Origin of the sequence: Alteromonas sp. MmMcT2-2, from assembly GCF_022348305.1 — a bacterium.
In the GTDB taxonomy this organism is placed as follows: Bacteria; Pseudomonadota; Gammaproteobacteria; order Enterobacterales; family Alteromonadaceae; genus Alteromonas; species Alteromonas macleodii.
The window spans coordinates 1-13,800 of sequence record NZ_JAKRFA010000013.1; the positions used below are offsets into that span (position 1 = coordinate 1).

The 13,800-nt window shown below is 44.5% G+C and carries 9 protein-coding genes and 1 pseudogene; 6 read left to right on the forward strand and 4 right to left on the reverse strand.

Annotated elements, in window-relative coordinates; genetic code table 11:
• Window positions 1-206 precede the first annotated feature (206 nt).
• From lon to dapE, 4 genes are all read left to right on the forward strand, one after another.
• On the forward strand, window positions 207-2,558 hold the full coding sequence (gene lon / locus MHM99_RS09650; protein ID WP_039228334.1) for an endopeptidase La: 2,352 nt from the start codon (window positions 207-209) through the stop codon (window positions 2,556-2,558).
• A 322-nt stretch (window positions 2,559-2,880) separates the two neighbouring features.
• A complete protein-coding gene (gene hupB, locus MHM99_RS09655) occupies window positions 2,881-3,153 on the forward strand; it encodes a nucleoid-associated protein HU-beta (protein WP_012518978.1) in 273 nt (90 codons plus the stop codon).
• A gap of 313 nt (window positions 3,154-3,466) precedes the next feature.
• The gene (locus MHM99_RS09660; RefSeq protein WP_239219151.1) at window positions 3,467-5,359 is read left to right on the forward strand and encodes a SurA N-terminal domain-containing protein; all 1,893 of its coding nucleotides are present in this window, start codon (window positions 3,467-3,469) and stop codon (window positions 5,357-5,359) included.
• 533 nt (window positions 5,360-5,892) lie between these two features.
• Window positions 5,893-7,068, forward strand: a complete 1,176-nt coding sequence (gene dapE, locus MHM99_RS09665) for a succinyl-diaminopimelate desuccinylase (protein ID WP_239219153.1) — start codon at window positions 5,893-5,895, stop codon at window positions 7,066-7,068.
• 76 nt (window positions 7,069-7,144) lie between these two features.
• On the opposite strand, the gene MHM99_RS09670 is transcribed toward dapE, so the two are convergent.
• From MHM99_RS09670 to MHM99_RS21375, 4 genes and pseudogenes are all read right to left on the reverse strand, one after another.
• Window positions 7,145-8,932: a lysophospholipid acyltransferase family protein gene (locus MHM99_RS09670; RefSeq protein ID WP_275444204.1), complete on the reverse strand. Its 1,788-nt coding sequence runs from the start codon at window positions 8,930-8,932 to the stop codon at window positions 7,145-7,147.
• Between the two features lie 166 nt (window positions 8,933-9,098).
• On the reverse strand, window positions 9,099-9,896 hold the full coding sequence (locus MHM99_RS09675) for a UDP-2,3-diacylglucosamine diphosphatase (protein WP_168463245.1): 798 nt from the start codon (window positions 9,894-9,896) through the stop codon (window positions 9,099-9,101).
• 121 nt (window positions 9,897-10,017) lie between these two features.
• Window positions 10,018-11,346 (reverse strand): IS4 family transposase, encoded by a 1,329-nt coding sequence (locus MHM99_RS09680; RefSeq protein WP_061095784.1) that lies wholly within the window; start codon window positions 11,344-11,346, stop codon window positions 10,018-10,020.
• 96 nt (window positions 11,347-11,442) lie between these two features.
• A pseudogene (locus MHM99_RS21375) lies at window positions 11,443-11,619 on the reverse strand (LysR family transcriptional regulator); the annotation flags it as partial.
• Window positions 11,620-11,814: 195 nt separating this feature from the next.
• Between MHM99_RS21375 and MHM99_RS09685 the strand changes: the two are divergent.
• Window positions 11,815-12,714, forward strand: a complete 900-nt coding sequence (locus tag MHM99_RS09685) for a bile acid:sodium symporter family protein (RefSeq protein ID WP_049586567.1) — start codon at window positions 11,815-11,817, stop codon at window positions 12,712-12,714.
• 127 nt (window positions 12,715-12,841) lie between these two features.
• Window positions 12,842-13,672 carry an SDR family oxidoreductase gene (locus tag MHM99_RS09690; protein ID WP_049586569.1) on the forward strand — a complete coding sequence of 277 codons (831 nt, stop codon included), beginning with the start codon at window positions 12,842-12,844 and terminating at the stop codon, window positions 13,670-13,672.
• The last annotated feature ends 128 nt before the right edge of the window (window positions 13,673-13,800 follow it).

Consider the following 13,800-nt stretch of genomic DNA (forward strand, 5'->3'; position numbering starts at 1 on the left):
TACTTCAACGAGAAGCCGGATATACGGACGCAAACCATTTTAGTCAAAACAGCATGTTTACTCTTGCAATAATGGGGGAGACCATATACAGGCCCTAGAGCAGGGAAGGTAAGGTTAAGGAATTAACGCACTTTAATAAGTTTCGATTGAACTTTGCTCTTGCATCCCCATATAAAAATGACATTTCAAACTAATTGAGAACAAGTATGACAGTTGAGCGTGAAAATCGCATTGAAATTCCTGTGCTTGCCTTGCGGGACGTGGTTGTTTACCCGCATATGGTCATACCCCTATTTGTTGGGCGTGAGAAATCAATTCGTTGTCTAGAAGCGGCAATGGATAATGACAAACAAATTTTTCTAGTAGCACAAAAAGACGCTGGCGTAGATGAGCCTGAAGCGGACGACATCTATACCGTCGGTACTATTGCTACTATCCTACAACTTCTAAAGCTACCCGACGGTACGGTTAAAGTGCTGGTAGAAGGTAGTGTACGCGGTGAAATTGAAAGCTATAAGCAATCAGAGCCGTTCTTTGTTGCTAATGTAGACAAACTAACTGATGAAGAGATTGATGAGAGTGAACAAGAAGTGCTTATTCGCTCTGCGGTTTCTCAGTTTGAAGGCTATGTAAAGCTAAACAAAAAAATTCCACCAGAAGTACTGACATCACTAAATGGCATTGAAGATGCGCCTCGTTTAGCCGACACCATGGCTGCACATATGCCTCTTAAGCTTACTGAAAAGCAAAAAGTGTTAGAGATGCAGGGCGTCAATGAGCGTCTTGAATATCTGATGGCGCTGATGGAAGGCGAAATAGATTTGCTGCAGGTCGAAAAGAAAATTCGTACCCGCGTTAAAAAGCAAATGGAAAAGAGCCAGCGCGAGTACTACTTGAATGAGCAGATGAAGGCTATTCAGAAGGAGTTGGGTGAACTGGATGACGCACCTGATGAATTTGAAGCGTTATCTAAAAAGATAGCCGACGCTAAAATGCCTAAAGAAGCGGAAGATAAAGCGAAAGCTGAACTTCAAAAGCTTAAGATGATGTCACCAATGTCTGCAGAAGCTACCGTGCTTCGAAGTTACATTGAATGGCTGACTAACGTGCCGTGGAACAAGCGCTCGCCGGTTAAGAAAGATCTTTCCCGCGCAGAAGGTGTGCTCAACGAAGACCACTACGGCCTTGAGAAAGTGAAAGAGCGCATTCTTGAGTATTTAGCCGTTCAGCAGCGTGTTAAGAAGCTAAAAGGCCCAATTCTGTGTCTTGTTGGTCCTCCAGGTGTAGGTAAAACTTCATTAGGCCAGTCGATAGCTAAAGCGACAGGTCGCAAATATGTGCGTATGGCACTAGGTGGCGTACGTGACGAAGCTGAAATCCGTGGTCACCGTCGTACTTACATTGGTTCATTGCCAGGTAAGCTAGTTCAAAAAATGGCGAAAGTAGGGGTTAAAAACCCGCTCTTCTTACTTGATGAAATCGATAAGATGTCATCAGATATGCGAGGCGACCCTGCGTCAGCGCTGCTTGAAGTACTAGATCCAGAGCAAAACAATAGCTTTAGTGATCATTATCTGGAAGTCGACTACGACCTGTCAGACGTTATGTTCGTAGCCACCTCTAACAGCATGAATATTCCAGGCCCATTACTTGACCGTATGGAAGTGATTCGTCTATCTGGCTACACAGAAGATGAAAAACTCAACATTGCAAAGAACCATTTAATTGGTAAGCAAATGGAACGCAATGGGCTTAAAGCGAAGGAGTTGGAAATTACCGATTCTGCCGTTATCGGTATGATTCGATACTATACCCGTGAAGCCGGGGTTCGTAGCTTAGAGCGCGAAGTGTCGAAAGTATGCCGTAAAGCGGTAAAAGATATCTTGCTTAAGAAGAGCAAAGACAAAGTAGTCGTAACGCAGGATAACCTTAAAGATTACCTTGGCGTTCAACGCTTTGACTACGGTAAAGCCGATAAAGACAATCAAATTGGCCAAGTTACAGGACTTGCTTGGACGCAGGTAGGTGGTGACTTACTGACCATTGAAACAACGTCGGTTCCGGGCAAAGGCAAAATGACATCAACGGGTTCGTTAGGTGATGTCATGCAAGAGTCTATTAAGGCTGCTATGACGGTGGTAAGAAGTCGTGCAGAAAAGCTTCGCATAAACGATGACTTCTACGAGAAACGTGATATTCACGTGCACGTACCTGAAGGTGCTACGCCGAAAGATGGCCCTAGCGCAGGTATTGCTATGTGTACTGCACTTGTTTCGTCACTTACGGGTAACCCTGTGAAGTGCGATGTAGCCATGACCGGTGAAATCACCCTACGTGGTGAGGTGCTTGCAATTGGTGGACTTAAAGAAAAACTATTAGCTGCGCATCGAGGCGGCATTAAAACTGTCGTTATTCCAAAAGATAACGAGCGTGATTTGGAAGAAATTCCAGACAACGTGAAGAAAGATTTATCAATCCATCCGGTTAAGTGGATTGATGAAGTTCTTGATATTGCACTGCAGGAACCTGTAGAAAGCGTCAAGGTGGTTAAAAAATAACTGAATCGACTGGCTACAATCCTTTGTTTTTAAAGGCGTGTAGCCGTTTTTTTGCTATAAAATTGCAATAATTGAACAAAAAATGTGCATTGAGCGAAAGAAAACCTGATTTTTTTAAAATTAGGGCTTTCAAGTCGCAAAAGTTGTGTTACCTTTAAGTGGTATTCGCTTGAAGCCTTGCCACAAAAGGGATTGCAGCGATTCATTAATAAAGTTAATTATTTGTGACTGAAGCTTGATGTTAACAATCAAGCTTGCTATAACGTTCAAGCAAAATCGTTTTGGACAAACAGTATAATAACAATCGAAGGGGATCATAATTGTGAACAAGTCTCAACTTATCGACCAAATCGCTGCTGGTGCAGACATTTCTAAAGCAGCTGCTGGCCGCGCTCTTGACGCATTCACTGACTCAGTAACTGCGGCGCTTAAAGACGGCGACCAAGTTGCACTAGTAGGCTTTGGTACTTTCTCAGTTCGCGAACGTTCAGCTCGCAGTGGCCGCAACCCACAAACTGGTGAGACTATTCAGATTTCAGCAGCGAAAGTTCCATCTTTCAAAGCTGGTAAAGCACTGAAAGACGCTTGTAACTAAGCACAAAAATTATAGAAAAAGGCGATGGCTAGTCCATCGCCTTTTTTATTTCTAAAACAAAGAATTCAATATTGGGGTCAGAGTAATGACTCTGACCCCAATATTTTAAGAGTAGAAATAACCCTACGAGGCTTGATGAGTTTTATACATGTCCTCGCAACGTTCGAACTTAACGAAAGACAGTACAAATAGTGTGTTTTGGTCGTTTATATTCGGCAGCATTGGGTTATAATCAGCGCTTATTTTATCTCGCACTCACGGATTTGTGATGGTTTGAGGTAACTGTAGTAAGCAACGGAGTTGAAGAACAATCATGCTAGAAAGAATCAGAGAAGGTTCTCAAGGCCCATGGGCGATGGCGATTATCGCGCTTATCGTTTTAAGTTTCGTATTCGCAGGTGTAGGTAGCTACCTCACATCATCAGGTACTACTGCAGTAGCTACTGTTAATGGCGAAGAAATTTCGGCACAAGAACTAGAGCGTGCATATCAGAATCAGCGTGCACAAATGGAGTCACAATACGGCGAAAGCATCGCACAGCTTTTCTCTAGTGAGCAATACCTCGCAGATTTCAGAAGAAATGTACTGGACAGACTTATTGCTGAAAAACTAATTCAGCAACAAGCGACGGACATGGGATTGCGCGTAAGTGATAAACAAATTCGCGAAACCATAACACAAATGCCTGAATTCCAGTTTGGTGGTCAGTTCGATAACGAACGTTTCCAAGCCATTCTTCGTCAAAACGGTTTTCAAGTAGCCGATTTCCGTGATTATCTGCGCGTTCAAATGACACAAAACCAGTTGGCTGCAGCGCTAACGAATTCTTCATTTGCGTTGGACGGTGAAGTACAGCAAGCGAATGCGCTACAGCGCCAAACTCGTGATGCGAAATACGTGCTAGTGAGCTCTGATGAATTTGCCGGCTCAATTGAAGTGACAGATGCGGATGTTGAAGCTTTTTATAATAACAACATCGCCTCTTTCGATACTGACGAGCAGGTTAAACTTGCTTACGTTAAGTTAAGTGTCGATGACTTGAAAGATCGCGTTTCGGTTGATGAAGAAGCGGTTCGCACGTACTACGAAAATAACCTGGGAAGCTACGGCAAAGAAGAAGAGCGACGTGTTTCTCATATTCTTATCGAAGCGGGCGATGATGCCGATGCAGCGAAAGCAAAAGCAGAATCATTAAAAGCAGAACTCGACAACGGTGCAAACTTTGCGGCTCTTGCAGAAGCAAACTCTGATGACACATTCTCTGCCGAAAACGGTGGTGACCTAGACTTCATTACGCCAGAAATGATGGATCCAGCGTTTGATGAAGCAGCTTTTGCTTTACAAAATGTTGGCGATGTATCCGACGTAGTTGAAACCGAGTTTGGTTTTCACATCATCAAGTTGACAGACTTAAAAGAAGCACAAGTTAAATCTTTCGATGAAGTAGCGGGTGAGATTCGCGATACGCTTCTTTATGACGCAGCTATGGAAAAGTACTTTGAGCTTCAAAATACGTTAGCTGAAATTGCGTTTGAAGTACCTGATACGTTAGAAGATGCAGCGAACGCGGTTGATTTGCCTGTGCAAGAGTCAGTGGTATTTAGTCGCAACACCGCACCCGCTGATCTAAGCTTCCCTGGTTTACTAGACGTTGCTTTCTCTTCTGAACTTATTGATGAAGGGCTTAATAGCGATATTATAGAACTAGACGACGAAACCGTTGTTGTTGCGCGTGTTATTGAGCATCAGCCTCAGCGTACTCAATCTCTTGAAGAAGTACGCGAAGGCATCGAAGCCTCTGTTAAGGCTGAAAAGTCAAAAGAAGCTGCAGAAGCTTGGGCGTTTGATATCGCACAAAAAGTGCGTGCTGGAGAAAGCGTTGAAAGCGAGCTAGCTGAAAAGTCTGTGTCTTGGGAGACAGCAGCTGCTGTTCCGAGAGCGGGCGGTACACTTGCACGTGCACTCGTTGACACGCTTTTCTCTCTTGCCCTTGAAGGCGAAGATAAAGTTGATGTTGCAACAACGGTAAACGGTGACGTTGCTGTTGTTATGCTTGAAAACGTTAACGCAGCACCAGAGCTTGAGAATGAGTTGGGTGAAAGCCTGAAGCAGCGCCTTGCTCAGGTACAAGGCCAGCGCGTTTATCAACAATATATTGATGCGCTTCGCGCAAATGCAGAAGTGACTATCTCACAGACGCTATAAGCACTGCTGCATAAAAGCTGTCGCTGCGACTAACAGTGACACCGGCAAATACTAAAAAGCCAGCCTCTTTCATAGATGCTGGCTTTTTTTTACAACACAGTGATTGGCTATTTATTTGAAGTGCGTTAGTTCGTTAAGAACAGCATCAGTGTATAAAATGCCGCAATAACACCAGATAACACAAATATGTACAGAAACCCTTGCTTGCCTTGCTCCAGAGTGTATTTATTGGCTTGTAAATAGCCAAACCAGAGTAGTGACAAAATAAGGGGTATTAAAACAATGATTTTTAACACAGTAATGCCTTTCTTTAAGTTATGTTCTAGTTATAACAACGCGCGTTGATTTAGACAAATCTTAACGAGCCAGTCCTAGTCGCCAACTCATCCATTGTCGCCTTCCTTGTTGTCATCCTTTATTATTTTTAACTTCAGGTTACCTTGTCCGCTGTCATGGCATTGTCGTAAATCTGTTATTGCCGTGTCACTTTACATTTGTGTAATAGACCCACGTTTCATAAAGGTTTCTTATGCATGTCAATTCAGCCTTTACCTTCCATAGCGCCAGCTCGCAGTATTTATTTTGCCGAAGTGCTTATGGCAAGAGCGTCGATTACCCCACAGGACGCTGGTTGCCAAAGTTACCTGATATACAAGCTCGAAAAGCTCGGTTTCTTTTGTGAGAAATACACAATTAATGGAGTGAGCAACCTCATCGCCAGGTGGGGGCAGGGCACGAATCACTTTGCATTTAGCGGCCATACTGATGTTGTGCCCCCAGGTCCTCTTGATAAGTGGAAGTCACCGCCTTTTAGTCCCGTAATTAGCAAAAATAAATTATATGGACGTGGTGCTGCCGATATGAAAACAGGCATCGCAGCCATGCTAGCGGCAACAGAGCGAACCATTGCCTCGTTAGATAAGGAAAAGGTCTCTTTCTGGTGGCTAATCACCAGTGATGAAGAAGGGGAGGCGGAGTGGGGCTCTAAATGGATAGCTGAATATTTGGCATCTAAAAATGTCCAGCTTGATATGTGCCTAGTCGGTGAACCTTCTGCATCTGCATCAACCGGCGATACAATTAAGATTGGCCGCAGGGGCTCACTTTCCGGCACTATCCATATTGCAGGAAAGCAAGGTCACGTGGCTTATTCAAAGACAGCGGTAAATGCTATCCACAAAGCGAGTAACGTGATTAATGCGCTAACACAGTACCCATTTGACAAGGGGAGTGATGATTTCCCTGGTACTACGCTTCAAATAACACATATGGACACGGGAAGCTTCACAGATAACATAGTGCCTAGTGCTGTTCGTATAGAGTTTAATGTCAGATATTCGTGGCAGTTTAATCAAAACAGTTTATCGGTATTGCTGCGCAGTATTATCAATAGCATTGATACAGAAGCCAAAGTTAGCTTTTCAAGACCCTGTGAAGCTTACTTGAGCAAGCCTAAGAGTAATGCGGAGCATTGCTTAATTGCATGCGTAGAAAAAGCGATAAAGGGCGCTACAGGGCGTTACCCTGTTATCAGTACATCTGGTGGTACTTCTGACGGGCGTTTTTTTGCTAGTGAGCACACACAAGTGGTTGAAGTGGGTGTGCCAAACACCACCATTCACCAAATAAACGAACACATTCATGTGTCTGATTTGCTCACTCTTGAAGATATTTATACCGACATTCTTAAGTATGTTGGCGAGCGATAACGACTTCTGAAATTTTCAGTAAAGCGGAAGGCCGTAGAATGAGAAAGGGAGCGTTTGTCAGAAGCTCCCTCTTCGCTTAGGCTGTGGCTTTAAGCTGAATATCGGTTAGATAGCGTTTGCGCTTTTTCTCAGTAAGTGTTTGCATGTCAACCACCACCAGTCCGTCGATACAGTCGTTAAAATCTGGGTCGACATTAAAGCCTAAAAATGCCACCCCGCCGTCTTTAGCCACTTCAGAATACTGCTTATACAGCGTTGGTACGTTTACGCCCATGTTAGCCAGTAAATGCTTTAGCTGCGTAAATTCTGCCTTGTAATCGTTACCTGTAAATTGATGTAACGCGTCGTTCGCCATTTGATAAGGTCGCTTGCAGGTCGCTTCGCCAAACTTGGCAGGGAAGTACGTGGAATAGAATTGTACCAATAAATCTTTAGCGGGTTCAGGGTAGGCATTACTGAGTGACACCGCACCAAACAGATAGCGATACTTTGGGTAGCGGCTTAAAAATGCCCCGATACCAAACCACAAATAATCTAAACTACGCTTTCCCCAATAGCGAGGCTGGACAAAGCTTCGCCCTAGCTCTAAGCCTTCTTTGAAGAGTTTATCGTTGTCCTTACCGTAATTAAATAAGGTGGCAGAGTAGAGTCCGGTAGGGTGGTCTGGCGCTGTCAAAAGCTCAGCATCGCCAAAGCGGTAGGCCCCCACAATTTCTAAATCGTTGTCATCCCAAAGTACAAGGTGATAATAGTGGGAGTCGTACTGATCGATGTCTCTACGCTTGTTGGTACCTTCGCCCACGGCTCGAAACGCCACTTCGCGCAGGCGGCCAATCTCTCGCATAATCGGTGAACAGCTTTTGTGTTGGTATAGGTAAATAGATTTTCCGTCGCCAGTTTCACCTAAATGTTCGCAGTCTCGCATAGCGCGGGCCAGTTCTTTTCTGTCTTCTGGCATGGCAATAGAAGCCTGGGTTTCAAATACGCCTTTCTTGTTACTGCCAATACGATACAGATGGCGCTTAAACAGCTTTACCTGCTCTTTTAGCGGTATATTGGTTTGCTGGTACGCTTCAAATGGAATAAGTTCGCCAATGCGCATAGGTAAATGCTTCTTACGCTGTTTGAACATCTCTTTAACGAGCAGCGCGGTGGCTAATGGCTTGTATACCATGGACACGCCGTAAAAAAGCGGGCTATTTTTCGCGTCTATATAAACCGGCAATATCGGTGCTTTTGCTTGCTTTGCAATGCGTAAAAAACCTGTGTGCCATCTGGTGTCGCGAACACCTTGTGGGCGTAATCGAGAAACTTCACCGGCTGGGAAAATCAGTATGGCGCCGTCGCTGTTAAGGTGTTTTTGAATTGCCGATAAATGCTGTTTTGGTGTGCCTCCCTGCATATTGTTTACAGGTAACAGCATATCGTGAAGCGGTTCAATGGCCATAAGCATTTCATTGGCGACCACTTTCAAGTCGTGACGTACTTCACTAACCAGCTTTATAAGCGCAAGTGCGTCGAGTGAGCCAATCGGATGGTTAGCAATAATCACCACTCTACCTTCACTTGGAATGCGTTCTTTTTCTACATCGCGGGTGGAGTAGCTGATATTAAAATATTCCAGCACTTGCTCTACGAAATCGATATCTTCGTAATGCGGATATGCTTCACCAAATTCGGTAATTTCACGTTCGTGAAGAAGGTGCCTTAAGACGAATGACAGCGACTTAAATAGAATGGGGTTATTTGCTACTTGAGGGTAATGCTTGTTCAGTACGTCGTTTACAGTAAACATAGAACCTGTTTCTCTTCCGGTTTTGGCGAACAATAGCAGGGCAATGTGACGCTTTTCACACAGTTTCATGGCAGTTATTTGACAGTGTTAAAAAGTTGTAACTATGACCTGTTAACCTATGATGTGGGGCACAGGTCAGCAGGCCCTAACCTTTATGGATGGGTTTGGAATTCACCTGTTGCTTGGTGAGTAGTAAAAGTCAGGGGCCGTTACAGCCCCATTTGTGTAATGCCAGCTATGCTGCTTCTGAGCGAGAGGTTTTGGTTGTAATAGACGTTACGGTAGCTGACTCTAATGAATCAAGGTAACGAATAAGAGATAAGCTACCGTTCACGTCTTCTGACAGTGCACTGCAGTTTTCTATCCAGTCCCCATCATTAATGTAGTGAATGCCGTTTTCAAAGCTGCTTTCAGGGTGATGAATATGGCCACACACAACACCGTCGAGCCCCATTTCATCGGCGCGCCTGCAGCATGCTTCTCGATAACGGGAGATGGCTTCATTCGCTCCCTTAATGTGTTTTTTAATATAGCCCGCAAGTGACCAGTATTCTCGCTTGCGCCACGCGCGTAGGCGATTAAACTCTCTATTTAGAAAAAGCAAAAGGTCGTAACCTTTATCGCCAATCCACGCATGGAATTTGCCCATAGTTACATCGCCATCGAACTGATCGCCATGTAAGACTAAATAACGCTTCCCTTGTGCTGTGGTGTGAACCAACTCTCGCTCTATTTCTATATCACCGAAGGCCATACCAGAATAAGACTGAATTGGTTCATCGTGGTTGCCGGGTAAGTACACCACACGCGTGCCGTCTTGGCTCATTTGCATGAATTTGTGCATGACTTGATTATGCGCCTGTGGCCAGCGAAATTGCTTGGTCATTTGCCACATATCAACAATATCACCCACCAAATAGAGGGTGTCTACAGTGATGCTATCAAGAAAGGAAAGTAAGTATTCAGCTTTGCAGTCGCGATTTCCCAAATGGATATCAGAAAGCCAAAGTGTTCGATAGTGTGTCTTTTTCATAGCGGTTTCCCAAAGCGATGCCTTGGATCGTCACTATAGGTTTGCAAATTGACACTACCGTGACGCTTGCTTGACCATTGTGTTACAGCAACACAAATACGGGCTATAACCCTAATGCCAGTCAGTTAAGCTGACTGGCTTTTTTCTTTGTGGGGTATTTAGTCGGCCTTTTCCTCACAACTCGTGGATAATACCTGTCAGGTCGTTTGTCAGGTAACTTCATCATCCTCAACGATTCCATCAGGTATTCATAGTGGACGGGCAGTTTGGTCACTGTGTCTGGGATGGTGGTCAGGAAGAAAACGATGATATGCCTCATGCATAGACCGAAGCTAAGCCGTGAGGGAGATAGCTCCGGCATATCTTTTACGGCATCAAGCATCATCATTCTAATCAGATTGTAGGCGAGTAATAGTCCCCACAGTTCCTGACGCACCATCTCAGATTTCTTGCTGCGAAGCGTCAGCTTTGCCTGATGTAACGTCTGTTTCATTTCCCTGAAGCCCAGTTCTATTTCCCAGCGTTGAACGTACACATCGGCAATCTCTTCGTAGGGGAACTGCATAGCATCGACCATTGAACTAAGCACGCGGTAGGTCTTTCCGTTTACTTCGTAGCTGGTCAGTCTCGCTTCGATGGTTTCAGGTAAACCATCAAACTTCTTCCGCGCCTGAGGCGAGGTCTTGAGGGTGACTACAGCATCATGTTCTCTTAGTTGATGTTTCACTATGTACTGTAAATCTTTACGGGCGGGCAGCATCCAGTGCGTATTAACACCTTTGGTCATCCACAGGTGCAGTAATCCCAGCGAGTAATATCCTCTGTCGAAGAGGGTTAGAGAGTTATCAGGGACTGAAGGAATAAGCCGCTCTGCAAGAGACATCTCTCCGACATCACGGCCGTCAAATTCACTGGCCAAAAGAAGGTGGCTAGACGTTTCCATCAGACTACACATGCGTACCTGCGGGTACGGGTTATCGCCCATCACATTCCGGTCACATCCGAATGCGGCAAGGTTCTCAGTGGTATCCTGGGCACGGAACATCACACCATCAACCGCCAGTACATTTAAACCACACCACTGTTCAAAGGCATACTCACCAAATGCCCGCTGTGCCATCAGCTTAAAGACATGACCGACAGCTTCTTCGCCCAGTCGCTGCCGGGCCTGCACCACTGCGCTGGGAGCAACAAACCTGTTTTTACCAGGTAACGAGATATCCAGTTTATTCGCGATATCCCAGACCGGATCACTACGAAACAGACTCATACCAACAATAGTAAATACGACCGAATCCAAAGGTAAGCGGCGACGTCTGACGGTCGCTACCCCCGATAAAGCATAAGCTTGCTGAAGAAGCTCAGGGTCAATTAAAGACATCAGTTTATTAATAGCATTCAAATCTTCTGCATGAGCAAATGTATCATCAAGGTTTGTAAGCAAAGACATAAAAAAATCCGATACCAGAGACTGATATCGGATTTTGAAGCCTTAAAACGATCGGTCAACCGATCAGGAAAATATTCTTAACTGATCGGCATTAGGCTATAACCCCAACTTATTCGCCACTGCTAAAAGCTTCTCTCGCATCCATACATTCACTAAGTATTCATCGGCGTGTTTGTGCCAATACATGTGTACGGGGAGTGGGAGGACGTCAAATGGAAGGGGCAGAATTTCGATAGCGAATTTATTACTGAATTGTTGGGCAAAGTGCGTTGGCGGCTTTCGTAATGCCGCCCTGATCGTAGACCGCATGCAGCACAACAAACAAATTTAGGTCTAATTTTCCATGCATATCATTTATGGGTTTCCATAATAAGGCATCATTTTTATTTATTATTAAACAGAGTACACTGGCTTAAATGTTAATAAAAGATTTCTTTTATAGAGGCTTCTTTTGTAAGGGGCGTGTGCATGCAGGCATCTGTACTTACCGAGGTGTTGTTACCTCTAGCGTTGGCATTTGTTATGTTTGGTATGGGGCTAACGCTAACCCTTGCAGACTTTGCCCGACTACTTAAAGCACCTAAAGCAGTAATAACGGGTTTTATAGGGCAAATTATATTGCTGCCTATGTTGGCGCTAGGACTGTGCTTTGTTTTTGGTCTACCCGATTATATTGCGGTTGGTGTCATGGTTTTAGCGGCATGCCCAGGCGGAACGACCAGTAATTTAATCAGCCACATTGCAAAAGCAAGTCTGGCCCTTTCAGTCAGCTTAACCGCTATTTCTACCATCGCTTGCGTTTTCTCAACGCCCTTCATCATTCAATTTGCTCTTGATTACTTTGTAAAAGAAAACGCGCCAGACTTTTCTATTATTCAAACAGTGATCGGGCTGGTTGGTATATCAATTGTACCGGTCATTTTAGGCATGACCATTCGTCGCTTTAACAGCAGGTTTGCTACTAAAACTGAAAGCTTCTTCCGGCAGTTTTCTATGTACTTCATGTTGCTTATGATTGTGGGCGTGTTGGTTTCAGAAAGAAACAATTTAGCCGCGTCCTTTGAAAGCGCGTTTTTGGTTTGCTTAACGTTAAATTTATCATCGGTATTGTTAGGGCTCGGGCTTGCTAAGCTTTCAAACCTAGCATTTAAAGACTCGCTCACGCTGGCCATTGAAATAGGCGTGCAAAACGCGGCGCTTGCAATGCTGATATGTATTACCTTTTTAGATGCGCCTGATTACGCGATTGCACCTGGTGTATATGGCGTAGCAATGTACATCGGGCCCGCACTATTGGCCCTGTGGGCAAAACGAAAAATGCGTGACGAAGAGCCATCAGTGCCACTGCAAAAGACGGAATCAGTTTGATTGGATTGATAAGGCGGTCAATTAGAGAGAATAGTGAAGTACTGATTAGCGCTTAACACAATAAAGCGCAACTAAACATAAACGCCGATACAAGAATAATGAAACAAGAACAGTTAGGAAACACATCATGCGCGTATTGATTACCGGTGGCTCTACCGGCTTAGGTCAGGCCATTGCCCTTAAGTGGGCGGAAAAGTGGGCAGGCAAAGACGAGGGGTTAGATATTTGCATTGCCGATATTAACCAAGAAAGAGGCGATGAAACAGTAAATACGCTATCCGCCCAAGGTGCCAATGCGTTTTACATCCATTGCGATATAACCTCTGAAAATGATGTTCAAACGTTAGCGAACACCTTAGAAAATCGCTGGGGCGGTGTTGATATCGTATTTAACAATGCGGGTGTTGCTTCTGGTGGCAGCCTTTTAGATGAGAGCATTGAGCAGTGGCAGTGGGTGTTTGATATTAATGTGTTAGGCATGGTGAGAGTCAGTCGTGCACTCTTACCGTTAATGCGAGAGCAAGGCGGTGGCTATTTCATTAATATTGCATCGCAAGCGGGGCTAACGCCTATTCCTTATATGGGAAGTTATAACGCGGTTAAAGCTGCAGTCGTGTCGTTTTCTGAAACCATGAAGTTGGAATTAGCACCTGACAATATTGACGTTAGTGTAGTTTGTCCAAGCTTCTTCAAAACGAATTTAGATGAGTCGATGCGAAGCAGCAACCCAGCGTCGCACAAAATGCTCAACAAGTTCTTTGCCAAAGCAGACATGACGAAAGAAGACGTGGCTGAGTCCATATTTCAGCAAGTCGATAAAAAGCAGTTTCTTATTCTTACCCATAAACTGGGTAAACGCGCTTTCCTGTTAAAGAAGCTGCTGCCAACCCAGCGTTATATCAAAAATATGCTCAATCAAACGAAGATGATGAAGCGTGCAATGGAAAAGCAAATTTAAAGCAAAATTAGGTAAAACGGAAACGCGCTCACCTGTGTTTGTCGCCAAGCTATCTGAAGATAATTGTCGAGCTGCTCTTGTACAGGCACAAACAGAAGTATCTTCTAGCCAAAGATTGTGAGTTAGCA